Consider the following 23,478-nt stretch of genomic DNA (forward strand, 5'->3'; position numbering starts at 1 on the left):
GCAGGTCGCCCGACGCGGCGGCCGCCCCGGCGCTCCTAGCGTCGCGGCATGGACACTCACGAGACCCGAAGCACCGTCATCGTCGGCGCCGGCCAGAGCGGCCTGGCGACGGCACACCACCTGCGCCGCCTCGGCGTGGACTGCCTGCTCCTCGACGAGCACCCGCGGGTCGGCGACCAGTGGCGCCGGCGTTACGACTCGCTGCTGCTCAACTCGCCGGCCTATCGTGACGGCCTGCCCGGCCGTCCCTTCCCCGCGCCGAAGTGGTCCTACCCCACCGGGCGCGAGATGGCCGACTACCTCGAGGCGTACGCCGACGGGCTCGACGTCAGGCACGGGACCACCGCGGTCTCCGTCGAGCGCCTCGACGACGGCCGCTTCATGGTCGACTGCGGCGACTCAGCCGTTGTCGCCGACGTCGTCGTCGTCGCCAACGGCGGCGAGCGGCTCCCGAAGGTGCCCGACGTCGCCGGGCATCTCGATCCGGGGATCCGCCAGCTGCACGCGAGCCAGTACCGCAACCCCGAGCAGCTTCTCCCCGGCCCGGTCCTCATCGTCGGCGCCGGTCAGTCGGGCGCCGACCTGGCGCTGGAGACGACCGCCGCCGGCCACGAGACCTGGCTGTCGGGACCGATCCGCAGCGAGATCCCGGTCGACATCGGCACGTTCCGCTTCCGCCGCGTCTTCCCCCTGTTGTGGTTCGCGTGGAACCACGTGCTCACCACGCGCACGCCGGTGGGCCGGCGCGCCCAGCCGAAGGTCCGCACCGGTGCCGCCCCGCTGGTCCGGGTGAAGGCCAAGCACCTGCGGGCGGCCGGGGTCCACCACCTCCCGGCACACACGACGTCAGCGACCGACGGTCGCCCGACGCTCGAGGACGGGACCGTCCTCGACGTGGCCAACGTGCTGTGGTGCACCGGCTACCGGCAGGACTTCGGGCTGGTCCGCCCGCCGGTCACCGGCCCGGACGGCTGGCCGACCGACGACGGCGGCGTGATGCGGGACGTGCCCGGGCTCTACTTCATGGGCCTGCTGTTCCAGCGCGGGTTCTACTCGATGCTCATCGGCGGCGTGGGCCGCGACGCCGAGCGGATCGCGAAGCACATCGCCCGCTATCTCGCGACGGCGCCCTCGTCGCCGACGCTCACTTCGTCGCTTCCATCATCTGTCGAAGCTCCTTCTTGAGGTCGGAGATCTCGTCGCGCAGGCGGGCGGCCACCTCGAACTGCAGCTCCGTGGCCGCGTTCTTCATCTGGTCGGTGAGCTCCTGGATGAGCTGGGCGAGGTCGGCGCTGGGCAGTCCGACCAGGCCGTGCTGGCGGGCCTCGGCGGCCGCGTCGCCGAGCACCGGGGTCGGGGACTTCTTCTTCACGCCGCCCGCGCGGCCCTTGGCCTCGGTGCCGGCCCACGTCTCCAGCAGCGCCTGGGTGTTCTCGTCCTCGCGGGCGAGCATCTCGGTTATGTCGGCGATCTTCTTGCGCAGCGGCTGCGGGTCGACGCCGTTGGCCTCGTTGTAGGCGACCTGCTTGGCGCGACGCCGGTTGGTCTCGTCGATGGCTGCCTCCATCGACGGGGTGATCCGGTCGGCGTACATGTGCACCTGGCCGGAGACGTTTCGCGCGGCACGGCCGATGGTCTGGATGAGCGACTTGTCGGAGCGCAGGAAGCCCTCCTTGTCGGCGTCGAGGATGGCGACCAGCGAGACCTCGGGCAGGTCGAGTCCCTCGCGGAGCAGGTTGATGCCGACGAGCACGTCGTACTCCCCCAGCCGCAGGTCGCGGAGCAGCTCGACGCGCTTGAGGGTGTCGACCTCGGAGTGGAGGTAGCGGGTGCGGATGCCGGCGTCGAGGAGGTAGTCCGTGAGGTCCTCCGACATCTTCTTCGTCAGCGTCGTGACCAGGACGCGCTCGTTGCGCTCCGTGCGCAGCCTGATCTCGTGGATGAGGTCGTCGATCTGGCCCTTCGTCGGCTTGACGACCACCTCGGGGTCGACCAGGCCCGTCGGGCGGATGATCTGCTCGACCACGTGGGGCGGCATGGAGCCGCCGACCTTGTCGATCTCGTAGTTGCCCGGGGTCGCGGAGAGGTAGATCGTCTGGCCGATCCGGTCGAGGAACTCCTCCCACCGCAGCGGCCGGTTGTCCATCGCGCTCGGCAGCCGGAAGCCGAAGTCGACCAGGTTGCGCTTGCGGGACATGTCGCCCTCGTACATGCCGCCGACCTGCGGCACGGTCACGTGGGACTCGTCGATGACGAGGACGAAGTCCTCCGGGAAGTAGTCGAGCAGACAGTTGGGCGCGCTCCCGCGCGCGCGGCCGTCGATGTGCATCGAGTAGTTCTCGATGCCCGAGCAGGACCCGACCTGCCGCATCATCTCGACGTCGTAGGTCGTGCGCATGCGCAGCCGCTGGGCCTCGAGGAGCTTGCCCTGCTTCTCGAAGAGGGCCAGCTGTTCCTCGAGCTCCTTCTCGATCCCGTTGATCGCCCGCTCCATCCGGGCGGGCCCCGCGACGTAGTGGGTCGCCGGGAAGACGTGGAGCTCCTCGTCCTCGGTGAGCACCTCGCCGGTGACGGCGTGCAGCGTCATCAGCCGCTCGACCTCGTCGCCGAAGAACTCCACCCGCACGGCGTGCTCCTCGTAGACCGGGAAGATCTCGAGCGTGTCGCCGCGGACGCGGAACGTGCCGCGGGTGAACGACAGGTCGTTGCGGGTGTATTGGATCTCCACGAGACGCCGCAGGATCGAGTCGCGGTCGTGCTCCTCGCCGACCCGCAGCCGCAGCATGCGGTCGACGTACTCCTGCGGCGTGCCGAGGCCGTAGATGCAGGAGACCGTGGACACGACGATGACGTCGCGCCGGGTCAGCAGGCTGTTGGTCGCCGAGTGGCGCAGCCGCTCGACCTCCTCGTTGATCGAGGAGTCCTTCTCGATGTACGTGTCGGTCTGGGGGACGTAGGCCTCGGGCTGGTAGTAGTCGTAGTAGGAGACGAAGTACTCGACCGCGTTGTCGGGGAACAGCTGCCGCAGCTCGTTGGCGAACTGCGCCGCCAGGGTCTTGTTGGGCTGCAGGACGAGCATCGGCCGCTGCACCTGCTCGGCGACCCAGGCGACGGTCGCCGTCTTGCCGGTTCCGGTCGCGCCGAGCAGGACGACATCCTTCTCGCCGTCCTTGATCCGGCGTGAGATCTCCGCGATCGCCGCAGGCTGGTCGCCGCCGGGCTTGAAGTCGGAAATCACCTCGAACGGCGCGACGCGGCGCTCGAGATCGGTCACTGGTCGCATGCGACGAGCCTACGGGGGCGCACCGACAGTCCTGGTGGTCGCTAGATTGACCCCTGTGATTCGCGGCGGAGCGTTGTGGACGTGGCTACGACGCACGCTGCTGGTGTTCTTCGGCGTGCCGGTGTCGCTGGCCGTCGTGATGACGCTGGTCGACGCCTACCGCAGCCGCGGCCGCCGCCCGAAGCCGTTCCCCGCCATGAGACCGCGCACCACCACGGTCGGCGAGGGCGAGATCACGACGTACACGTTCGGCCAGGACCTGTTCGACGACATGATCGCGGCCATCGACGGCGCCCAGCGGCAGATCCTCTTCGAGACCTACATCTGGAAGGGCGACGCGGTCGGCGAGCGGTTCAAGCGCGCCCTGACCGCGGCCGCCGAGCGCGGGGTCGACGTCTACATCATCTTCGACAGCTTCGCGAACCTGGTGGTGCCGCCGAAGTTCAAGCGGTTCCCGCCGTCGCTGAAGGTGCTGCGGTTCCCGGTCTACCCGGCCGGCTGGCGGTTCTTCGACTTCACCCGCTACGGGCGCGACCACCGCAAGATCCTGGTCGTCGACGACTCCGTCGGGTTCGTCGGTGGCTACAACGTCGGCTCGGCCTACGCCACCGAGTGGCGCGACACCCACATGCGGATCACCGGTCCGGGCGTGTGGGACCTCAAGCGCGCGTTCGCCGACTTCTGGAACCTCAACCGGCGCCGGCTGCTGCACGCCAGCGAGCGGCCGCTGCTGCTCGAGACGTCGTCGATGTGGGAGCCGCGGATCAGGTTCCACCGCAACGTGCCGCGGTTGTGGATGTTCCCGATCCGGTCGATGTACATCGAGGCGATCACGCGGGCGACCAAGAACGTCTACCTGACGACCGCCTACTTCCTGCCCGACCAGGACTTCGTCGACACGCTCAAGGACGCGGCGCAGCGCGGGGTCGACGTACGCATCCTCATCCCGCTGAAGTCCAACCATATCGTCACCGACTGGATCTCGCGCGGCTACTTCTCGCAGCTCCTCGAGGCCGGAGTGCGGGTCTTCCGGTTCAACGGCGCGATGATCCACGCCAAGGCGGCCACCGTCGACGGCACCTGGGTCACGGTCGGCACCGCGAACATCGACCGGCTCAGCCTCACCGGCAACTACGAGATCAACGTCGAGGTCATCGACGAGTCCCTCGCCGCCGTGCACGAGCAGATCTTCGAGCTCGACACGACGAACTCCCTCGAGCTGACCCAGAGCGAGTGGGCGGCCCGCGACGTGCACCGCAAGTTCACCGAGTTCGTGCTGCAGCCGCTGCGGCCGCTCCTCTGAGAAGCAGTCCGTCAGCGGGGCAGGTGGGTGCGCGGCGCCATCCGAGGGCCACGGCGCGGGCGGCGCAGACGGGCGAGGTAGACCAGGCCGACGACCCGGTTGCGGTGCGGGCGGAAGGGCTCGAGGAACGCCGCGAGCTCCTCGTCGTCCCAGGGGCGACCCTCGATCGCCCAGCCGACGTCCTTGGCGACGTGGTAGTCGCCGAAGCTCACCGCGTCGGGGTCGCCGTGGGCGCGCTGCCGGACCTCGGCGGCCGTCCACACGCCGATCCCGGGCAGGGTGGTCAGCCGGCGCTCGACCTCGTCGCCGGACAGCCCGACGGTCCGCTCGATGCTGTCGGCCACCCGGGCCGCGGTGAGGACCGCCCGTGAGCGCGCCGGGTCGACGGGCAGCCGGAGCCACTCCCAGGACGGGATCCTCCGCAGCCGCTCGGCAGTGGGCTGCACGAACAGCCGCTCGTGCGGGCCGGGTGCGCGGTCGCCGTACCGCTGGACGAGGCGACGGAAGCCCGCGAAGGCCTCCTGGCCGGTGACCCGCTGCTCGATGACGGCCGGGACGAGCGCCTCCATCACCAGCCCGCTCCGGCCGAAGCGGACCTCGCCGGCCGTCCGGGCCGCCTCCGCGAGCACCGGGTGGTCGGGGGCGAAGCCACTCGGGTCGTCGTACTGACCGAGGAGACCGGGGACGCTGTCGAGCGCCCAGCGCGCGCCCGGTCCCCACGCCTCGCCGTGGACGGTGCCGTCGGGCTCCTGGTGGAGCACGAGCGTCGCCGGCCCGTCGGGCGTGACGAGTCCGCGCCAGTGGCGGGCCCGCTCGCCGACGCCCTCGACGCGGTAGGTCGGGTCGCCGGCGCCGCGGCGCCGGCCGAGCAGCAGCCGGCCGACCCCGACCGGGTGCGGCAGGCGCCACTCCCGGGTCAGGCTGCGCTCCTCCACGCGGGCGACGCTACGTCACGCCCGCGGGCCGTCGGTGCCGAGGTGTTGACTGAGGTCCGTGATGCTCGCCGACGTCGTCGCCACCTCCGCCGCCGTGTCCGCCACCCGGTCACGCAAGGCCAAGACCGCCGCGCTCGCCGAGCGGCTGGCCGAGGCCTCGCCCGAGGAGCTCGAGGTGGTCACGTCCTACCTCGCCGGCTCCCTGCTGCAGCGGAGGACGGGTCTCGGTTGGCGCTCGCTCGCGGCGCTGCCGACCCCGGCCGAGGCGCCGACGCTCGAGGTCGTCGAGGTCCACGAGGCCTTCGACGAGATCGCCGCCCTTGCGGGCCCCGGCTCCGCAGCGGCCCGTACGTCGGCCGTGGCCGCCCTGTTCGGCCGCGCGACCGCCGACGAGCAGGCCTGGCTGCGCGGCATCGTCACCGGCGAGGTCAGGCAGGGCGCACTCGACTCGCTCGTGCAGGAGGCGCTCGCCGCGGCCGCCGGCGTACCACTCCCGGCGCTGCGGCGGGCGGCGATGCTGGCCGGCTCGACGGTTGCGGTCGCCGCCCGTGCGTTCGCCGGTGAGGAGGCGCTCGCCGACGTCGGCCTCGAGGTCGGCCGCCCCGTCCTGCCGATGCTGGCCTCCAGCGCGCCGACCGTCGCCGAGGCGGTCGCGAAGGTCGGTGGCGCGGTCGCCGTCGACACGAAGCTCGACGGCATCCGCATCCAGGTCCACCGCGCCGGCGACGACGTGGTCGTCGCCACCCGCACGCTCGACGACATCACCCACCGGCTGCCCGAGGTGGTCGACCTGGTGCGGTCGCTGCCGGCGGACCGGCTGGTCCTCGACGGCGAGGCGATCTCGATCGGCGACGACGGCCGGCCGCGCCCGTTCCAGGAGACGGCGTCCCGCACGGCCACCCGGTCCGGGTCGGGCGTGCACGTGTCGGCGTACTTCTTCGACCTGCTGCACCTCGACGGCCGCGACCTGCTCGACGCTCCCCTGGCCGAGCGGCTGGCCGAGCTCGACGCCCTCGTGCCCGAGCCGAGCCGCGTGGCGCGGGTGATGACCGACGACGCCACCGTCGCGGAGGACTTCGCCGCCGACGTCCTCAAGCAGGGCCACGAGGGCGTCGTGGTCAAGAGCCTGACCGCGCCGTGGGAGGCCGGCCGCCGCGGCGCCGGCTGGATCAAGGTCAAGCCCGTGCACACCCTCGACCTCGTCGTGCTGGCCGTCGAGTGGGGCTCGGGGCGCCGGCGCGGCTGGCTCTCCAACATCCACCTCGGCGCCCGCGACCCGGAGACCGGCGGCTTCGTCATGCTCGGCAAGACGTTCAAGGGGATGACCGACGAGATGCTGCGCTGGCAGACCGAGCGGTTCACCGAGCTGGCCACCGACGGCACCGACGGCTGGGTGGTGCCGGTGCGGCCGGTCCAGGTGGTCGAGATCGCCTTCGACGGGCTGCAGCGGTCCACCCGCTACCCCGGCGGGCTGGCGCTCCGGTTCGCCCGGGTCGTCCGTTACCGCGACGACAAGACCGCCGACGACGCCGACACGATCGAGACGGTTCGAGGGCTGGTGGGGTCCTGAGGCCCGGCTCGCCGGGGTGTCGGGTGTTGCGGGCACCGCCTGGCTCCGCCCGTCCACGGGTGACCGAGGTCGCCACACTCGACGGCGGCCGGCGGCGTGCCGGGCGGCCGCCACCTCCCCGCTCGAGCCAGCGGCGCTCGCGGTCGACGACGTCATCTCGGACGACTCCACGGTCCCCCGGCGGTCGTCATCGGCACCAAGTGATCGTCACACGTGTGCAACTGGCAGTTGCACACGTCGTACGCTGAGCCTCATGACGATCCGCACCATCGAGACCGACGGACGCCGCTCGGCGGCCGCTGCCCGCCGCCGGGCCCGCGAGGGCGAGATCATCGCGGCGACCCGCCGGCTGTTCGACGAGCGCGGCGTGCGCGACGCGCAGATCGAGGACATCGCGCGCGCCGTGGGCATCAACCGCGCGATCGTCTACCGGCACTTCACGGGCAAGGAGGAGATCTTCGCGCTCACCCTCGTCGGCTATCTCGAGGAGCTGCGCGAGCAGCTCACCGGCGCGCAGGAGGAGGCGTCGACGCCGGGCGACCGTCTCACCGCCGCCGTCGGAGCGTTCGTGGAGTACGGCGTCGCGCACCCCGCCTTCACCGACTGCGCTCTGACGCTGATGCGCCGCAACTGGGGCGAGCTGCTCGACGAGATCTCCGAGAGCGCGCTGCTGCGCCTGGGCCGCGCGATCACGGGTTGCCTGTCGATCATGGTGGCGATCCTCGAGGACGGCAACGCCGCGGGCGACTTCCACGTGGCCGATCCGGCGCTGCTCGCGAACACGCTCTACGCGAGCGGCCTCGGCACGTTGCAGCTCGCGCGGGTCGGCATCCTGGTCACCGAGGCGGCCCCGGGCGTGCCGCGCGTCGGTGAGGTCTCGGTCGAGCAGGTCCGCGACCACCTGGTGAGGTCGGCGCTCGCCGTCGCCCGCTGATCAGTGCTTCCCGTGGTGGCTGTGGGCGTGGCCCTTCGCCTTGCCGTGAGCCCGCCCCGCGGCCGAGGGGTGCGACGCCGGTTCGGACACCTTCGCCGGAGGTCGCGCGCGGCGCACCGGCGCTGTGGCGACGGTCGTGACGGTCGGGGACGGTGCCAGCGTCAGCCTGACGACGGTGCCGGGGGCGACGCTCCCTCGGGGCGCCACGTCCGTCACGACCGCGGTCGCGGAGGACGTGCTGCCCGGTGCGAGCTCCGGCACGAGACCGGCCGCGCTGAGGATCCGGGCGGCGTCGGCGTAGGTGCGGCCGACCAGTCGAGCGGCCGGGACCTTCGTCGCGGAGACAGGCGCGGCGGCGCCGTACGCGTGGGCGGCGGCGGCCGGGCGGTCGATGTCACTCTGGCCGACGAGCAGCCATGCCCCCAGGAGCGCGGCCCCGGCGACCGGGACGGCCGCGAGCCAACCGGCTCGGGCCCGCAGCCCTGACGGGACGACCGGGAAGACCGCCGACCCGTCCGACGAGCGCGCCGCGCGGGCGAGCCGCGCGGTGGTGGCGGCGTCGGCCGGCCGTCGGCGCGGGTCCCGGGCGGTCAGCCGACGCACCAGGTCGCGCACCGGCGGGGGGACCGTGCGCGGGAGATCGGGGACGTCCTCGTGCAGGTGTGCCACCAGCGTGGCGATCTGGGTGTCCCGCCGCAGCGGCCGTACGCCGGTCAGGCACTCGTAGGCGACCATGCCGAGCGCGTAGAGGTCGGACAGCGACGTCGCGCCGGCACCGCCGGCCTGCTCCGGGCTGATGTAGTCGACGGTGCCCACGATCGTCCCGGTCAGCGTCAGGGGCTCGACGTCGCGGGAGCGCGCGATGCCGAAGTCGATCAGCGAGATCGTGCCGTCCGACCGGACGAGGATGTTGCTCGGCTTCACGTCTCGGTGGACGATGCCGACCTCGTGCGCAGCCGTCAGCGCGTCGGCCACCTGAGCGACGAGCCCCATCGTCCGCTCGGGTGACATCGGCCCCTCGATCGCGAGCACGTCGCGCAGCGACCTGCCGTCGACGTACTCCATGACGAGGAAGGGCGACGGCACGCCGTCCTCCTGCCGCTCGCCGAAGTCGTGGACGCGGGCGATCGCGGGATGCGCGAGCAGCCCGGCCATCCGCGCCTCACCGCGCAGGCGCTCGCGCGCGTCGTCGTCGGCACCCGGCCGCATCATCTTGACCGCGACCTCGCGGTCCAGGACCCGGTCGCGCGCGCGGAACACGGTCCCGGCACCGCCGGACCCGATCTGCTCGCACAGCTCGTAGCGCTCCGCGAGCACCGTCCCGTTCACATCCCCCACGCCGGCGCGGTACCCGCCGAGCGGCAGCGACGAACTGCGGCTCGCGGGCACCGTGCGCAGGTCAGCGCTCCAGGATCGCGACGACGCCCTGGCCCCCGGCGGCGCACACCGAGATCAGGACCCGGCCCCCACCCTTCGCGGCGAGCAGCTTCGCGGCGTTCGCGACGATGCGGCCGCCCGTCGCGGCGAACGGGTGACCAGCGGCCAGCGAGGAGCCCTTGACGTTGAGCTTCGTGCGGTCGATCGACCCGAGCGGCGCGTCGAGACCGAGGCGCTCCTTGCAGAACACCGGGTCCTCCCACGCCGCGAGGGTGGAGAGCACCTGCGAGGCGAACGCCTCGTGGATCTCGTAGTAGTCGAAGTCCTGCAGCGTCAGGCCGTGGCGCGCCAACAGTCGCGGAACGGCGTACGCCGGCGCCATCAGCAGGCCCTCGCGGCCGTGGACGAAGTCGACGGCCGCGACCTCGGAGTCCACGAAGTAGGCGAGCGGCTCCAGCCCGCGCTCCTGCGCCCACTCCTCCGACGCCAGCAGGACCGCGGAGGCGCCGTCGGTCAGCGGCGTCGAGTTGGCGGCCGTCATCGTGGCCGCGGCGCCCTTGCCGAAGACCGGCTTGAGCTTGGCGAGCTTCTCGACCGACGAGTCGGCGCGGAGGTTGTTGTCGCGCTCGAGCCCCCGGAACGGCGTGACGAGGTCGTCCTGCCAGCCCTCGTCGTAGGACCTCGCCAGGTTGTGGTGCGAGGTCACGGCGAGCTCGTCCTGCGCCTCGCGGGTGATCTGCCACTCGACCGCGGTCAGCGCCTGGTGCTCGCCCATGGAGAGGCCGGTCCGGGGCTCGCCGTTGGACGGGATCGCGAGACCGATGTCGCCGGGCCGGACCGAGGCGAGGACCGCCAGGCGGTCCTTCATCGTCTTCGCGTTGTTGAGCCTGATGAGCTTCTTGCGCAGCTTCTCGGAGATCGCGACGGGGGCGTCCGATGTCGTGTCGACGCCGCCGCCGACGCCGACGTCGATCTGGCCGAGGGCGATCTTGCCGGCGATGTAGTTGATCGCCTGGAGGCCGGTGCCGCATGCCTGCTGCAGGTCGACGCCCGGCGTCTCGGGAGCGAGCCGGCTCCCGAGCACCGACTCCCGGACCAGGTTGAAGTCGCTGCTGTGCTTGAGGACCGCACCGCCGGCGACCTCGCCGAGACGCTGCCCCTCCAGCCCGAACCGAGCCACCAGGCCGTCGAGCGTGGCCGTGAACATGTCCTGGTTCGACGCGGTCGCGTAGGCGCCGTTGGAGCGGGCGAACGGGATGCGGTTGCCGCCCAGGACGGCGACGCGCCGCGTGGTCCCACCGTTGGTAGCAGTCATGGGCTCATCCTTGCCTCGCGGGCGGGCGGCGTGAAGGGTATGAGAGGGACGCCACGAAATGTGGACACTGAGTTACACCTCTAGTTACATCTGCTGGACACGCCCGACGCCACTGACGACTGACAGGAATCACCAGGCATGAGCGACAAGTACCTCAGCTTCACGCAGAGCACGATCGGCCAGCTGCTCGTGAAGAACCTCGGGCTCCCGAACCCGGTCGCGCTCGAGCGGTACGCCGTCGGCGACCCGCTCGTCAAGGGCGCCGTCCTGGTCGGCGGCCGTGGGCGGCTCGCGGAGTCGCTGCCCGGGATCCTCGGCGCGCTCGACATCGAGACGGCGGAGGCGCGGGCCGACGGCGCCCGCTACAAGGGCCTGGTCTTCGACGCCTCCGGCCTGACCGCGCCGGACCAGCTCGAGGCACTGCGTGACTTCTTCACGCCCGTCCTGCGCTCCTTGGAGTCCTGCCCGCGGGTCGTGGTGATCGGGACGCCACCGGAGCGGCTCGACGGCGAGGAGCGGATCGCCCAGCGCGCGCTCGAGGGCTTCACCCGCAGCCTGGGCAAGGAGATCGGGCGCGGCGGCACCGTCCAGCTCGTCTACGTCGCCGAGGGCGCCGAGGAGGCCGCGACCTCCACGCTGGCGTTCCTCCTCTCCCCCAAGTCGGCCTACGTCTCGGGCCAGGTGATCCGGATCGGCGCGCACGGCAGCAGCACGGCCGAGCCGGTCGCCGACTGGACCCGGCCGCTCGCCGGCAAGGTCGCCCTCGTGACGGGTGCCAGCCGCGGGATCGGCGAGCAGATCGCCCGCGTGCTCCACCGCGACGGCGCGACGGTCGTCGGCGTCGACGTACCGCAGGCGGCTGACCCGCTCGTCAGGCTCATGGAGGACCTCGCCGGCGACTGGCTGACGCTCGACATCACCGCCGTCGACGCACCGCAGCGCATCGCGCGGCACCTCCAGGAGAAGCACGGCGGCGTCGACGTCGTCGTCCACAACGCCGGCATCACGCGGGACAAGAAGCTCGCCAACATGACCGCCGACCGATGGGAGTCGGTGATCGCCGTCAACGTGGTCGCGCCCGAGCGGATCACCGCCGAGCTGCTCGCCCAGAACGTCATCAACCCCAACGGTCGGGTCGTCGGCGTCGCGTCGATCGCCGGCATCGCGGGCAACGTCGGTCAGACCAACTACGCCGCCTCCAAGGCCGGCGTCATCGGGTTCGTCGACTCTCTCGCCGACAAGCTGACCGACGGCATCACCATCAACGCGGTCGCGCCCGGCTTCATCATCACGCAGATGACGGCGGCCGTGCCGCTCGCGACGCGCGAGGTCGGCCAGCGGCTCAACGCGATGGCGCAGGGCGGCCTCCCGGTCGACGTCGCGGAGACGATCGCGTGGTACGCCAGCCCCGGGTCGACAGCTGTCAACGGCAACGTCGTGCGGGTCTGCGGCCAGATGATGCTGGGGGCCTGAGGTGACCGAGACGCGGGCGCGGGTCGTCAGCGACCACGGCGGCCTCGGCACGCTGGTGCGGGCGGCATTGCCGTCCGTGCCCGGGATCGGGTCGCTGCCCGGCGTACGCAAGACGGGCGAGGCGTTCGAACGGCTGACCGTCGCCCGCCCACCGGTCACGATCCAGCGTCCCCACGTCGAGGCCTACGCCGAGGTGTGCGGCTTCCCGGTCAAGGACACCGCGCCGCTGACCTACCCGCACCTGCTGGCGTTCCCGCTGCACATGGCGCTGATGACCGACCCGGCCTTCCCCGCCCCCGCGATGGGGATGGTCCACCTCGAGAACTCGATCACCCAGCACCGGCCGCTCGCGGTCGGCGAGTCGCTCGGCGTGTCGGCGTGGGTCGGCCCGGCGAAGTCCCACCCCAAGGGCGAGGTCTTCGAGTTCGTCACGTCGATCCACGCGGGCGCGGCGGACGGCGAGCTCGTGTGGGAGTCGACGTCGGCGTACCTGCGCCGAGGCCAGGGCGACGCCTCAGCGAGCCGCGGCCTCCAGCTCGCGGATGTCTCCCCCGGCGGCACCGTGTGGAGGCTGCCGGGCGACCTCGGTCGGCGGTACGCCGCCGTGTCGGGCGACTACAACCCGATCCACCTCTTCCCGCTGACCGCGAAGGCGCTCGGGTTCAAGCGCCAGATCGCCCACGGGATGTGGACGAAGGCGCGCTCGGTGGCGGCGCTCGAGAACCGGCTGCCCGACGCGGTCCGCGTCGACGTGGCCTTCCGGAAGCCGGTCTTCCTGCCGGGGAAGGTGGCGTTCGGGGCGGCCGGCTTCGAGGACGGCTACGCCTTCTCGCTCACCAAGCCCGGCGCCGAGACGGTGCACCTGCTGGGGCGCACCACCGCCCTCTGAGGGCGACAACGCCGATCTCGAGGGGCAACAACCCGGATCTCGAGGGGCGACAACACCAACGTCGGGGTCAGTCGCGGGGAGGTCGGATGATGCCTTCCTGGGCGACGGTGGCGGCGAGCCGGCCGTCGCGGGTGAAGACCCGCCCGATCGAGAGGCCGCGGCCGCCCTGGGCGGACGGCGAGACCTGGTCGTAGAGCCACCAGTCGTCGGGGCGGAACGGGCGGTGGAACCAGATCGCGTGGTCGAGCGACGCCATCTGGATCTGCTCGTGGTCCAGCGTGTGCGCGGCGAGCGCCGCGCCGAGCAGCGAGATGTCGCTGGCCCAGGTGAACGCCCCCAGGTGGACCTGCGGGTCGTCGGGCAGCCGGCCGTTGATCTTGAGCCAGACCCGCTGACGGGACGGGCGCGCGGGATCCTCCTCGAGGCCGCCGGCCAGGGAGTGGCCGACGGCGCGGCCCTCGATCGCCGCCCACTCCTGGGCGAGCCGCTGGCCCTCGGCGTCGGTGCGGTCCCGCAGCCGCTTGAGGAAGTCGAGGCCCTGCTCCGGCGGCAGGACGTCGGGCATGACGTCCTGGTGCTCGAAGCCCTGCTCCTCCCGGTGGAAGTTCGCCGTCATGTAGTAGATCGACCGGCCGTGCTGGCGCGCCACGATGCGGCGCGTGAGGAACGAGCGGCCGTCGCGGATCCGCTCGACGTCGTAGACGATCGACTCGGTGGGGTCGCCGGGCAGCAGGAAGTAGGAGTGCATCGAGTGCACGAAGAACTCCCCCGGCACCGACCGCATGCCGGCCATGAGCGCCTGGGCCGCCACCTGGCCACCGAAGGAACGACCGCGGCCGTTGTCCTGCGAGTGGCCGCGGAACAGGTCGTCGTCGATCTCCTCGAGGTCGAGCACGTCGACGAGCGCCTTGACGGCCGCCTCGTTGGCAGGCGGCATCGTCGCCTGGTCGGATCGGTCGGTCACTCGGTCGGCCTCTCTGGGTCGTCGCCGGGGTCATCGTCGAGACCCGCGAGGAACCGCTCGAACTCGCGCCCGAGCTCCTCACCGGTCGGGAGGGGCTGGTTGGGGGCGAGCAGGTTGGAGCCGGACTCCTCGGCACGCGCGAAGGCGTCGTACTGCCGCTCGAGCGCGTGCACCACCTCGGCCACCTCGTCGTTGCCCTCGAGGTAGCGCGCGATCTCGGCGTCGCGCTCGTCCGCCTCGGCCTGCAGGTCGGTGAGGTCGATGGTCAGCCGGCCGGCCAGCTCGACCTGCTCGAGCAGCGCGACGGAGGCGTGCGGGTAGTCGAGCTGGGCGAGGTAGTGCGGGATGTGCGCGACGAAGCCCTGGGCGTCGCGGCCGCAGTCGCCGAGGCGGAGCTCGACGAGCACCTGGGCGCTCGACGGCACCCGCAGCTCGCCGGTCCACGGGCTCTCGACCGTGACCAGCTCGGGGTTGTTGGCGTGGTGCGTCAGCGTCATCGGCCGCGTGTGCGGCACCGCCATCGGCACCGACCCGAGGCTGATCACCCGGTCGACCTCGAACCGCTCGACGACGTCGCGCACAGCGCGCGCGAAGGCCTCCCAGCGGTTGTCGGGCTCGGGGCCGTGGAGGAGGAGGTACGGCGTCCCGCCGGCGTCGCGCAGGAGCCGGACGACCAGGCGCGGCGTCTCGTAGTCCTCGTAGTGGTCGCGCGCGAAGGTGACCGGGGGTCGGCGTGCGCGGTAGTCGTGGAAGGCGTCGACGTCGAACGTGGCCACCACCGGAGCCGTGCGTGAGGCCTCCACGAGGTGGCGGGCGGCCCGCACCGAGGCGTTGCCGGCATCGAGGAACCCGTCGAGCACCTGCACCATGACGAGCGGGCCCTCGAGGTCGTCGAGCGCCGGAACGCTGTCGACGATGTGCACGAGCTTCGACTTCGCCACCCGGCGCTCTCCCGTCCTGTCGATGTGTTTCTCGCTGCCGCCCGGCTGCTCCCCGTCGCGGCTCCTGAAGATGTTCCACATGGCGAAGCAGCAGCGCCGCGCGGGTCAACGATATTCCCCGCGCGGCGCTGCTCCGGCCATTCGTCAGGTGGTGGTCGTCACGGCCGCGGCGCGGCCGACCCGGCTGCGGCGGTAGCCGTAGGTGAAGTAGATCGCGAAGCCGATGATCATCCAGACCACGAAGCGCAGCCACGTCTCCAGGCTGAGGTTGAGCGCGAGGTAGACGCAGATCAGCGCCGCGAGGGTGGGCAGCCACGGGCTCAGCGGCACCCGGAACGGGCGCTCGAGCTCGGGCCGGGTCCGACGCAGCACGGGAACGGCGAGCGAGACCAGAGCGAAGGCGGTCAACGTGCCGATGTTGACCATCTCCTCCAGCTTCGAGATGGGCGTGAGCCCGGCGACCAGCGCGACCAGGACGCCGACGGTGAGCGTGATCCGGACCGGCGTGCCCGTGCGGGGGCTGGTCCGTCCGAAGCCGTGCGGCAGCAGGGCGTCACGGCTCATCGCGAAGAGCACGCGGATCGCGCCGATCATGAGCGTCATGACGACGGTGGTGAGGCCGGCGACCGCACCCGCGGCGATCAGCGTCGCGAAGCCGTCCCGTCCGACGTCGCGGAAGGCGCTGGCCAGTGCCGCCGACGTGTCGATCTTGTCGTAGCGCACCATGCCGGTGATGACGAGCGAGACGGCGACGTAGAGCACCGTGCAGATGGCGAGCGAGCCGATGATGCCCCGAGGCAGGTCGCGCTGCGGGTTGCGGGCCTCCTCCGCCGTGGTCGCGACCACGTCGAAGCCGATGTAGGCGAAGAACACGACCGAGGCGGCGGAGATGATGCCGAGGACGCCGTAGGTCGCCGGCTCCAGCCCGAAGACCCACTGTATGAGCGGCTGCCCGAGGCCACTGGAGTTCACCGAGCCGGCCCGCGGCGGGACGAACGGGTGGTAGTTGGATCCGGTGATGTAGAAGAGCCCGGCGATGATCACGAACAGGACGATGAAGAGCTTGATCCCGACGAGCACCAGGTTGACCCGCAGGGACTCCTTGATGCCGATCGCGACGAGCGCCATCAGCACGAGCACGAGCAGCAGCGCCGGCAGGTTCACGTGCCCCCACTGGGGCGTCTCCGTCGGCCCGATCGCGTCGGGCCAGCCCAACCCGATCTCGTCGAGGAACGTGACGAAGTAGGTGCTCCAGCCCTGGGCGACGACCGAGGCGCCGAGCATCAGCTCGAGCACGAGGTCCCAGCCGATGATCCAGGCCACCAGCTCCCCCAGGGTGGCGTAGGAGAACGTGTACGCCGACCCGGAGACCGGGACCGTCGAGGCGAACTCGGCGTAGCAGAGCGCCGCGAGCCCGCAGCAGATGCCGGCCAGCACGAAGGAGAACACGACGCCGGGGCCGGCGTACTGTGCTGCCGCCTTGCCGGTGAGCGTGAAGATGCCGGCCCCGATGATGACGCCGATGCCGAAGACCGTGAGGTCGAGTGCGCTCAGTTTGCGCTTGAGCTGGAATTCAGGGTCGTCAGTGTCCTGGAGCGACTGCTCGATCGACTTCGTCCGCAGAACTTTCATGACGCCTCAGTTTCCCCAGCATCGGCCGTCAAACGGTCGCGGTCTCCGTTCCTGGTGCCATCATGTCCGCATGCAGCGCCTCGCGGTAGCGCTCACGGTCCTCCTCGTCGGCGGCCTGATGGCCCCTGCCCACGGCGCGGGCACCGCCTGGGTCCGCCAGGCGCAGCGCGCGCTCAACGGGCTGCGCTGCGACGCCGGGCCGGTCGACGGCCGCATCGGCCTGCACACCCGCTCGGCCGTCGTACGGCTCCAGTCACGGCACGGGCTGCCCACCAACGGACACCTCGACCGGGCCACCCGCCGGCTGCTCACGTCGGGCACCGCACGGCGCTGCGACCGTCGCCCGGTGCCGCGCCACTCCGGGACCGGCCGGCGGATCGTCGTCAGCCAGGCGCAGAACTGGGTGTGGCTGGTCGGCGCGCGCGGCCGGGTCGTCGCCCAGGGCGGGGTCGTCGACAACCCCGCCGTGCTGCACAAGGGCACGTGGCGCACGGGCTCCTACTGCGGCCGGCCGGCACGGGTGGTCAAGAACCAGTCGGGCGCCGTCTACATGGACCACTTCGTGCGGTTCGCCCCCTGCGGCATCGGCTTCCACCGGATCCCCACCTACAAGACGACCGGCGCGCAGATGCACCCGGACTGGTACCTCGGCACCGACCTCGCCGGCGACTCGCACGGCTGCGTGCGGCTCTCCGCGGCGCTGGCGACCCGGTTGTGGGACTTCACGGCGGGACGTACGGCGACCACCGTGAAGGTCCTCTGACGCCGCCCGGGCTCAGACCTCGCTGTGCGCCGGCTGCTGCTCGGCGAGCTCCTCGATGACGCCGAGCGCGATGGCCTGGGGCGTCAGCCCGATCTGCTCGAGGATCCGCCCGCGCTTGGCGTGGTGGAGGAACTCCTGCGGGATGCCGTGGATCCGGACCGGCGTGGTGACGCCGGCCGCGGCGAGCTGCTGCAGGAACACGGCGCCGACGCCGCCGACCACGCCGTTGTCCTCGATGGTCACGACGAGCCGATGCTCCCGGGCCAGGCCCACGAGCGCCTCGTCGAGCGGCTTGACCCAGCGCGGGTCGACGACGGTCACGCCGAGGCCCTGCGCGACGAGCCGCTCCGCGACCCCGACCCCGGTCCCGGCCATGACGCCCGCCGCGACGACGAGCACGTCCTTCGTCCCACTCCGCACGAGTACGTCGGCGGAGCCGGCCTTGCCGACCGCCTCGATGTCGTCGGGCGGCGATCCCTTCGGGAACCGCACCACGGTCGGCGCATCGGAGACCTCGACCGCCTCGCCGAGGAGCTCGCGCAGCCGGGCCCCGTCGCGCGGCGCCGCGATGCGCAGCCCTGGCACGACCTGGAGGACCGACAGGTCCCACATGCCGTTGTGGGACGCGCCGTCGTCTCCGGTCACCCCGGAACGGTCGAGCACGAACGTGACGCCGCACTTGTGCAGTGCGCAGTCCATGAGCACCTGGTCGAAGGCACGGTTGAGGAAGGTCGCGTAGACGGCCACCACCGGGTGCAGGCCGCCGAGCGCGAGGCCGGCCGCCGAGGTGGCGGCGTGCTGCTCGGCGATGCCGACGTCGAAGGTGCGCTCAGGGAAGCGGGCCTGGAAGTGGTGCAGCCCGACCGGGTGCATCATCGCGGCGGTGATCGCGACGACGTCGCCCCGCCGCTCGCCGATGTGGACGATCTCGTCGGCGAAGACGTCGGTCCAGATCCGGGCCTTGGGGTGCTCGTCGCCGGTGTGCACGTCGAACGGCCCCGGGCTGTGGAACTGGTCGGCCTCGTGGCGCTCCGCCGCGTCGTAGCCGAAGCCCTTGCGGGTGATGGCGTGCACGATCACCGGGCCGCCGAAGTTCTTGGCCTGCCGCAGCGCCTGTTCGACGGCCGACCGGTCGTGACCGTCGACCGGGCCGACGTACTTGAGCCCGAGGTCCTCGAAGAGGCCCTGCGGGGCCAGCGCGTCCTTGAGGCCCTTCTTGACCGCGTGGAGCACCTCGTAGGTGGCGCCGCCGCCAGGCATGGCGGGGAGCCGCCGCTTGATGAGCTCGAGGACGCGCTCGTAGCGCGGGTTGGTCCGCAACGACGTGAGCGCGGTCGCCAGACCGCCGACGGTGGGCGTGTAGGAGCGGCCGTTGTCGTTGACGACGATGACGAGCCGGGAACCCTTCGCGATGGCGATGTTGTTGAGCGCCTCCCAGGCCATTCCGCCGGTGAGCGCCCCGTCGCCGATCACGGCGACGACGTGGCGGTCCTCGCCGCGGATCGCGTAGGCCTTCGCGAGGCCGTCGGCATAGCTCAGGGCGGTCGACGCATGGGAGTTCTCGACGATGTCGTGGTCGGACTCGGCCTGCGACGGGTAGCCGGAGAGGCCGCCCTCCTGGCGGAGCCCGGCGAAGTCACGGGCGCGGCCGGTGAGCATCTTGTGGACGTAGGCCTGGTGGCCGGTGTCGAACACCACGCGGTCGCGCGGGGAGTCGAACACCCGGTGGATCGCGAGCGTCAGCTCGACAACGCCGAGGTTGGGGCCGAGGTGCCCGCCGGTCGTGGCGGTCGTGGTCACGAGAAGGTCGCGGATCTCCGCAGCGAGCGTGGTGAGCTCGCTCTCGCTCAGACCGTCGAGGTCCCGAGGTGACGCGACCTGATCGAGAAGAGCCATAAGCGCGAGGTTACCGCCTGGTCGGGTCGAGAGCGCATCCGCCGGAGGCGCAGACAGGAGTCGGCTGGCGGCCCTACAGTCCCGCCATGACCCGGTCTCGGACCCGCTCGGGGGCACTGGCGCCCGCCCTGCTGCTGACGCTCGGCCTCCTCGTGAGCGCACCGACGGCGCAGGCCGCGGCACCCCCCGTGTCGGTCGTCGGGCTGCCGGGGCTCGACCCGGTCGTGACGGGTGCCCGTCAGGTCTTCTCGATCCAGGCGGCCGTCTGGTCCGGCGAGGAGCACGGCAACGCGATCAGGTCGGTCGACGTGCGGATCGCGCGCACGCCGATGACGGCGGCGCGCCGCTCGGCCTGGACCTACCCCGCCGCGCTCCAGGGCGCCGCCGCCAGCCCGCCGCCTGGGACCGACCCGGACCGGCCGGTGCTCGAGCTGCCCCTCTCGCTGGCCCAGGGTGAGGTGGTCTGCGTCTCCGCGCGCACCCGCGACACCGACGGCAACCTGGGTGCGTGGTCGGAGGTCAGCTGCCTGGCCCGCTTCCTCGACGACTCCCGGCTGGTCCGGACAGGTCCCCTGAAGCGGCTGCGCAACCGGCACTTCTGGGGCGGGCACGCGACGGGCATCAGGCCGGGGAGCCCGCTGGTCCTGCGGCACGTCCCCGCGGGGAGCCGCGTGGCGACCCTGGCCACCGCCGTCCCGCTGAACAGCGGTCCGGACCAGGTGATCGTCCGCGTCCCGGGTCGCCAGCACATGGTCACCGCCTTCGCGAGCGGATGGACGACCGGACGCCGGCGGATCTACTCGGCGACCACGATCTCCGCCATCCGGACCGCGCGCACCGGGCCGGTGCGGCTGCGGTCCCAGGACAACAGCGTCAGCTCGCCGGTCGAGGGGATCGCCGTGCTGCCCCGGTGGTTCGACTCCCTGACCTGATCAGCCCAGCTCGAACGACGCGACGGCGGGCTCGTGGAGCGAGCCGAGCCACACCACCCCGTCGTGCTCGCGGACTCCGGTGACCATGTGGAACCGCGGGGTGTGGATCTCCACGTCGTGGACCAGGGCACCCTGGTCGTCGTACGCCTGGACGCGGACGGTCCGCTTCGGCCTCGGCTGGAGGGCGTCGGGCACCCGGGTCACCGAGCGCTGCAGCCAGCCGGGCGCGCCCTGGAGCCGCTCGACGAGCGGGTCGGTCGGGCTGGCGATGGTGACCCAGATGAGGCCGTCGCTGCCGCGCGAGATGTTGTCGGGGTAGCCGGGCAGGTCGCCGACCAGCAGGTCGTCCGGTCGTCCGTCGAGCCAGTGGCGTACGACGGTCCGCGCGGCCGTCTCCGCGACGGCGACGAACGACTCGTCGCTGCTGAGAGCGACCCCGTTGGCGAACGACAGGCCGTCGACGGCGACGCTGGTCACGCCGTCGGGCGCGATCCGGACGAGGCGCCCGGTGCGCGTGGCCTGCACCATCTCGTCCTTCCAACGGTCGATGTCATGGTGTGCCGACGAGTCGGTGAACCACACGGTGCCGTCGCTGCCGATCGCGGCGTTGTTGCAGAAAACGAGCCGGCGACCGGCCGCCGCGTCGGTCACCGCCTCCACCCGGCCGCTCACCGGGTCGACCCGCAGGACCCCGCGCCGGGCGTCGCAGACCAGCAGCCGGCCGTCGCCGTCGAGCTCGAGTCCCAGCGGGCGTCCTCCGGTGTTCGCCACCAGGTCGACGCGGCCGGCGTCGTGGCTGATCCGCCAGATGCTGCCGTCGGCGGTGCCGGTGAAGACGGCCGCCTCGTCCCGCCCGTTCGTGCCGACCACGACGTCCTCCGCGCCACCGGCGGGGACGGGAACGACCTCGAATGCGTTGACCACGGAGCCGAACCTACTGGCGGGGCGACGTGCGGCACACTGGCCGTATGGCGAAGAAGCTCACGCAGTCCCAGAAGCGCATGGTCGGTGCGGCGGTGGTGGTCCAGCTCGTCGTCGGGCTGCTGACCCTGCGGGACATCTCCCGCCGCCCGGCCGACCGGGTTCGCGGCCCGAAGTGGCTGTGGCGCATCGCCGGGACCGCGAACACGAGCGGCTCGGCGGCGTACTGGCTCATCGGCCGCAAGCGCTGAGCTCAGCCGCCGAGGAAGCTGAACCGCACGTCGCGGGTCTCGTTGTCGACGTTGAGGTCGACGAGGCAGATCGACTGCCAGGTCCCGAGCGCGAGCCGGCCGTCGAGCACCGGGACGCTCGCGTAGGGCGGCACCACGGCCGGCATCACGTGCGACCGGCCGTGACCGGGGCTGCCGTGGCGGTGCCGCCAGCGGTCGTCCTTCGGCAGCAGGTCGTCGAGCGCCGCCAGGAGGTCGTCGTCGCTCCCGGCGCCGGTCTCGATGATCGCGATGCCGGCGGTGGCGTGGGGAACGAACAGGTGCAGCAGGCCGTCACCGCGGTCGGCGACGAAGTCGGCGGCCCAGCGGGTGATGTCGAGGACGACCTCGTGGGCGCCGGTGCGGAACGAGCGGGTCTCGGAGTGCATGCGGCTGATCGTAGGAGTAGCTGAGATGTGCTGCGGGCGCTGCCCGTGGGAGGCAGCGCCCGCAGGCTCCGGGGTTCCGACTCAGGACGCCGGGGTGGCGGTGTCGTTGTCGGTGATCAGCACGGGCACGGTCAGGCTGTGCCGGAAGTGCCGGTGGTGCCCGCGCAGGTGGCTGGCGAACGAGCCGCGTGCGGTGTGAGCCGTACGCGCCGACCCGTCCTTGGTGGCCGGCCGGGTGGCGCGGAACCGGACGAGGAAGATCTCGCCGGGCTCGACCTTCGTGTCGTCGATGACCGGGACCGTGACGCTGGCGGTCTTGCTGCCGGCCGCGATCACGACCGTGCCGGTGCTCGCGGTGTAGTCCTCGCCGGGGGTCGCCCGACCGATCCGATGGTGGCCGTGGTGGCCGCTCCGGGCAAGGTCACGCGACTGGTGACGGAAGTCTCCGCGATAGGTCTTGAAGCCGCGCGACAGCGTGGACCAGTCGAGCGAGATGTCGCGCGGCGCGGCGCGACGAAGCGTGATGGTCACGGTCGCGGTGCCGGCACCCTCGTCGACGACGACGGGGCGCGAGTTGACCACCGGCGCGGCGGAATGACGGTGGCCGCCATGGGCCAGGGCAGCCGGGGCGGTGAGACCGAGCGCGAGGGCGCTGGTCGCTGCCCCCGCGATGATCCGAGATGTGTACTTCATGCAGGGTTCCTGTCATGGCCCCGCGCCCGTGTTACACGTCGCCGGAATTCGTCAGACCGGAGTGCCGTCGGGCGGGTGGCCTCCCTGCGGGTCGGTGCTGCCTCCCGCGCACGACGCGTCGGGCTCGGGCGCGGTCTCGCTGTGGCCGAAGGCGGCGAGGAACCGCTCCAGCCGGGCGTCGTCGGGACCGTCCAGGCGAAGCTGGCGACCCCACACCGTGACGACCACCGGCGCCGGCAGGCCCGGGTACGGCGCCATGATGCCGTTCTGCGGCAGCTCCTTCGCCAGCGCCTTGACGGCCGCGGCCCCGAGGTCGGGGTCGTAGGCGATCCAGACGGCTCCGTGCTCGAGGTCGTGGACGGCGTTCTCGTCGCGCACCGGCTCGTCGTAGGCGCCGCACTCGAGCCAGACCGGGTCGTGGGGGCCGCCGGCCGGGGGCGTCATCGGGTAGGTGACGTCCTCCTGGGTGTGGTCGACCCTCAGGTCGTCGTACGTCACGACGGCGGCGAGCCCGCCGCTGGTCTCGCGCTGGACGCGGGTCTCCTCGTCGGTCAGCATCGGCAGCGCGGCGGCACCGGCGACCAGCATCACGGCCAGCGTGGCCGCGCCGACGACGACGTAGCGTCCCCGCCTGGGCGGCGGCGGAGTCGGGCCGAGCGAGACGACCGACGGCACGCCGTCGGGTGCGGAGGGCTCACTCACCCAGCGCTCGCTCGATCCGCTCGACCTTGGCGGTCAGCTGGCCGTCGTACCCGGGGCGGATGTCGGCCTTGAGGACGAGGCTGACCCGGGAGGAGTACGCCGAGACAGCGTCGACGGCCTGCTTGAGGACGGCCATCACCTCGTCCCACTCCCCCTCGACGTTGGTGAACATCGCGTTGGTCTCGTTGGGCAGGCCGGACTCACGGACCACCTTGACGGCGGCGGCGACGGCCTCGGCGACTCCGCCGGACTCGTCGGAGGTGCTGGGTGCGATCGAGAAGGCGACGAGCATGGGCC

At 72.0% G+C, this 23,478-nt stretch carries 22 protein-coding genes; 9 read left to right on the forward strand and 13 right to left on the reverse strand.

The window, feature by feature from the left end:
* Positions 1 to 48: 48 nt before the first annotated feature.
* Positions 49 to 1,185, forward strand: a complete 1,137-nt coding sequence (locus tag QDS12_RS20420) for an NAD(P)/FAD-dependent oxidoreductase (RefSeq protein WP_279882594.1) — start codon at positions 49 to 51, stop codon at positions 1,183 to 1,185.
* On the opposite strand, the gene uvrB is transcribed toward QDS12_RS20420, so the two are convergent.
* Positions 1,145 to 3,283: an excinuclease ABC subunit UvrB gene (uvrB, locus tag QDS12_RS20425; protein WP_279882596.1), complete on the reverse strand. Its 2,139-nt coding sequence runs from the start codon at positions 3,281 to 3,283 to the stop codon at positions 1,145 to 1,147. The genes QDS12_RS20420 and uvrB overlap by 41 nt on opposite strands.
* Before the next feature lie 55 nt (positions 3,284 to 3,338).
* Here uvrB and QDS12_RS20430 point away from each other — a divergent pair, with 55 nt between their 5' ends.
* Positions 3,339 to 4,586 carry a phospholipase D-like domain-containing protein gene (locus QDS12_RS20430; protein ID WP_279882598.1) on the forward strand — a complete coding sequence of 416 codons (1,248 nt, stop codon included), beginning with the start codon at positions 3,339 to 3,341 and terminating at the stop codon, positions 4,584 to 4,586.
* An 11-nt stretch (positions 4,587 to 4,597) separates the two neighbouring features.
* On the opposite strand, the gene QDS12_RS20435 is transcribed toward QDS12_RS20430, so the two are convergent.
* The gene (locus tag QDS12_RS20435; RefSeq protein ID WP_279882600.1) at positions 4,598 to 5,521 is read right to left on the reverse strand and encodes a DNA-3-methyladenine glycosylase 2 family protein; all 924 of its coding nucleotides are present in this window, start codon (positions 5,519 to 5,521) and stop codon (positions 4,598 to 4,600) included.
* Positions 5,522 to 5,582: 61 nt separating this feature from the next.
* On the opposite strand from QDS12_RS20435, the gene QDS12_RS20440 reads away from it, so the two are divergent.
* Positions 5,583 to 7,091 carry an ATP-dependent DNA ligase gene (locus QDS12_RS20440; protein ID WP_279883494.1) on the forward strand — a complete coding sequence of 503 codons (1,509 nt, stop codon included), beginning with the start codon at positions 5,583 to 5,585 and terminating at the stop codon, positions 7,089 to 7,091.
* A 253-nt stretch (positions 7,092 to 7,344) separates the two neighbouring features.
* The gene (locus QDS12_RS20445) at positions 7,345 to 8,025 is read left to right on the forward strand and encodes a TetR/AcrR family transcriptional regulator (RefSeq protein WP_279882601.1); all 681 of its coding nucleotides are present in this window, start codon (positions 7,345 to 7,347) and stop codon (positions 8,023 to 8,025) included.
* Here QDS12_RS20445 and QDS12_RS20450 read toward each other — a convergent pair whose 3' ends face one another.
* Both QDS12_RS20450 and QDS12_RS20455 read right to left on the reverse strand, forming a co-directional pair.
* Positions 8,026 to 9,363, reverse strand: a complete 1,338-nt coding sequence (locus QDS12_RS20450) for a serine/threonine protein kinase (protein ID WP_279882603.1) — start codon at positions 9,361 to 9,363, stop codon at positions 8,026 to 8,028.
* Positions 9,364 to 9,424: 61 nt separating this feature from the next.
* Positions 9,425 to 10,717 carry an acetyl-CoA C-acetyltransferase gene (locus QDS12_RS20455; protein WP_279882605.1) on the reverse strand — a complete coding sequence of 431 codons (1,293 nt, stop codon included), beginning with the start codon at positions 10,715 to 10,717 and terminating at the stop codon, positions 9,425 to 9,427.
* A gap of 138 nt (positions 10,718 to 10,855) precedes the next feature.
* Here QDS12_RS20455 and QDS12_RS20460 point away from each other — a divergent pair, with 138 nt between their 5' ends.
* Both QDS12_RS20460 and QDS12_RS20465 read left to right on the forward strand, forming a co-directional pair.
* Positions 10,856 to 12,190: a 3-oxoacyl-ACP reductase gene (locus tag QDS12_RS20460; protein WP_279882607.1), complete on the forward strand. Its 1,335-nt coding sequence runs from the start codon at positions 10,856 to 10,858 to the stop codon at positions 12,188 to 12,190.
* Position 12,191: 1 nt separating this feature from the next.
* Positions 12,192 to 13,079, forward strand: a complete 888-nt coding sequence (locus QDS12_RS20465) for a MaoC/PaaZ C-terminal domain-containing protein (RefSeq protein WP_279882608.1) — start codon at positions 12,192 to 12,194, stop codon at positions 13,077 to 13,079.
* Positions 13,080 to 13,146: 67 nt separating this feature from the next.
* On the opposite strand, the gene QDS12_RS20470 is transcribed toward QDS12_RS20465, so the two are convergent.
* From QDS12_RS20470 to QDS12_RS20480, 3 genes are all read right to left on the reverse strand, one after another.
* Positions 13,147 to 14,043, reverse strand: coding sequence for an acyl-CoA thioesterase II (locus QDS12_RS20470; RefSeq protein ID WP_279882609.1), 897 nt, complete (start codon positions 14,041 to 14,043; stop codon positions 13,147 to 13,149).
* Positions 14,040 to 14,984 carry a PAC2 family protein gene (locus QDS12_RS20475; RefSeq protein ID WP_279882611.1) on the reverse strand — a complete coding sequence of 315 codons (945 nt, stop codon included), beginning with the start codon at positions 14,982 to 14,984 and terminating at the stop codon, positions 14,040 to 14,042. The genes QDS12_RS20470 and QDS12_RS20475 overlap by 4 nt, the downstream gene beginning before the upstream one ends.
* 144 nt (positions 14,985 to 15,128) lie before the next feature.
* Positions 15,129 to 16,616 (reverse strand): amino acid permease, encoded by a 1,488-nt coding sequence (locus tag QDS12_RS20480; RefSeq protein WP_279882613.1) that lies wholly within the window; start codon positions 16,614 to 16,616, stop codon positions 15,129 to 15,131.
* Between the two features lie 70 nt (positions 16,617 to 16,686).
* Between QDS12_RS20480 and QDS12_RS20485 the strand changes: the two genes are divergently transcribed.
* Entirely contained in the window at positions 16,687 to 17,379 is a 693-nt protein-coding gene (locus tag QDS12_RS20485) for a L,D-transpeptidase family protein (protein WP_279882615.1), read from the forward strand.
* A gap of 12 nt (positions 17,380 to 17,391) precedes the next feature.
* Here QDS12_RS20485 and dxs read toward each other — a convergent pair whose 3' ends face one another.
* On the reverse strand, positions 17,392 to 19,275 hold the full coding sequence (gene dxs / locus QDS12_RS20490; RefSeq protein ID WP_279882617.1) for a 1-deoxy-D-xylulose-5-phosphate synthase: 1,884 nt from the start codon (positions 19,273 to 19,275) through the stop codon (positions 17,392 to 17,394).
* Positions 19,276 to 19,361: 86 nt separating this feature from the next.
* Between dxs and QDS12_RS20495 the strand changes: the two genes are divergently transcribed.
* Entirely contained in the window at positions 19,362 to 20,207 is an 846-nt protein-coding gene (locus QDS12_RS20495) for a hypothetical protein (protein ID WP_279882618.1), read from the forward strand.
* On the opposite strand, the gene QDS12_RS20500 is transcribed toward QDS12_RS20495, so the two are convergent.
* Positions 20,208 to 21,131: an SMP-30/gluconolactonase/LRE family protein gene (locus QDS12_RS20500; RefSeq protein ID WP_279882620.1), complete on the reverse strand. Its 924-nt coding sequence runs from the start codon at positions 21,129 to 21,131 to the stop codon at positions 20,208 to 20,210.
* A 44-nt stretch (positions 21,132 to 21,175) separates the two neighbouring features.
* Between QDS12_RS20500 and QDS12_RS20505 the strand changes: the two genes are divergently transcribed.
* The gene (locus tag QDS12_RS20505) at positions 21,176 to 21,379 is read left to right on the forward strand and encodes a hypothetical protein (RefSeq protein ID WP_279882621.1); all 204 of its coding nucleotides are present in this window, start codon (positions 21,176 to 21,178) and stop codon (positions 21,377 to 21,379) included.
* A gap of 2 nt (positions 21,380 to 21,381) precedes the next feature.
* On the opposite strand, the gene QDS12_RS20510 is transcribed toward QDS12_RS20505, so the two are convergent.
* The 4 genes from QDS12_RS20510 to QDS12_RS20525 all read right to left on the reverse strand — a co-directional run bounded on the left by QDS12_RS20510 (position 21,382) and on the right by QDS12_RS20525 (position 23,473).
* On the reverse strand, positions 21,382 to 21,786 hold the full coding sequence (locus QDS12_RS20510) for a YjbQ family protein (protein ID WP_279882622.1): 405 nt from the start codon (positions 21,784 to 21,786) through the stop codon (positions 21,382 to 21,384).
* A gap of 81 nt (positions 21,787 to 21,867) precedes the next feature.
* On the reverse strand, positions 21,868 to 22,479 hold the full coding sequence (locus QDS12_RS20515) for a Calx-beta domain-containing protein (RefSeq protein WP_279882623.1): 612 nt from the start codon (positions 22,477 to 22,479) through the stop codon (positions 21,868 to 21,870).
* A gap of 51 nt (positions 22,480 to 22,530) precedes the next feature.
* Positions 22,531 to 23,181 (reverse strand): DUF3105 domain-containing protein, encoded by a 651-nt coding sequence (locus QDS12_RS20520; protein WP_279882625.1) that lies wholly within the window; start codon positions 23,179 to 23,181, stop codon positions 22,531 to 22,533.
* Positions 23,174 to 23,473: a thiamine-binding protein gene (locus tag QDS12_RS20525; protein ID WP_279882627.1), complete on the reverse strand. Its 300-nt coding sequence runs from the start codon at positions 23,471 to 23,473 to the stop codon at positions 23,174 to 23,176. The genes QDS12_RS20520 and QDS12_RS20525 overlap by 8 nt, the downstream gene beginning before the upstream one ends.
* Positions 23,474 to 23,478 lie beyond the last annotated feature (5 nt).

The organism is Nocardioides sp. CER19 (assembly GCF_029846275.1).
GTDB lineage: Bacteria > Actinomycetota > Actinomycetes > Propionibacteriales > Nocardioidaceae > Nocardioides.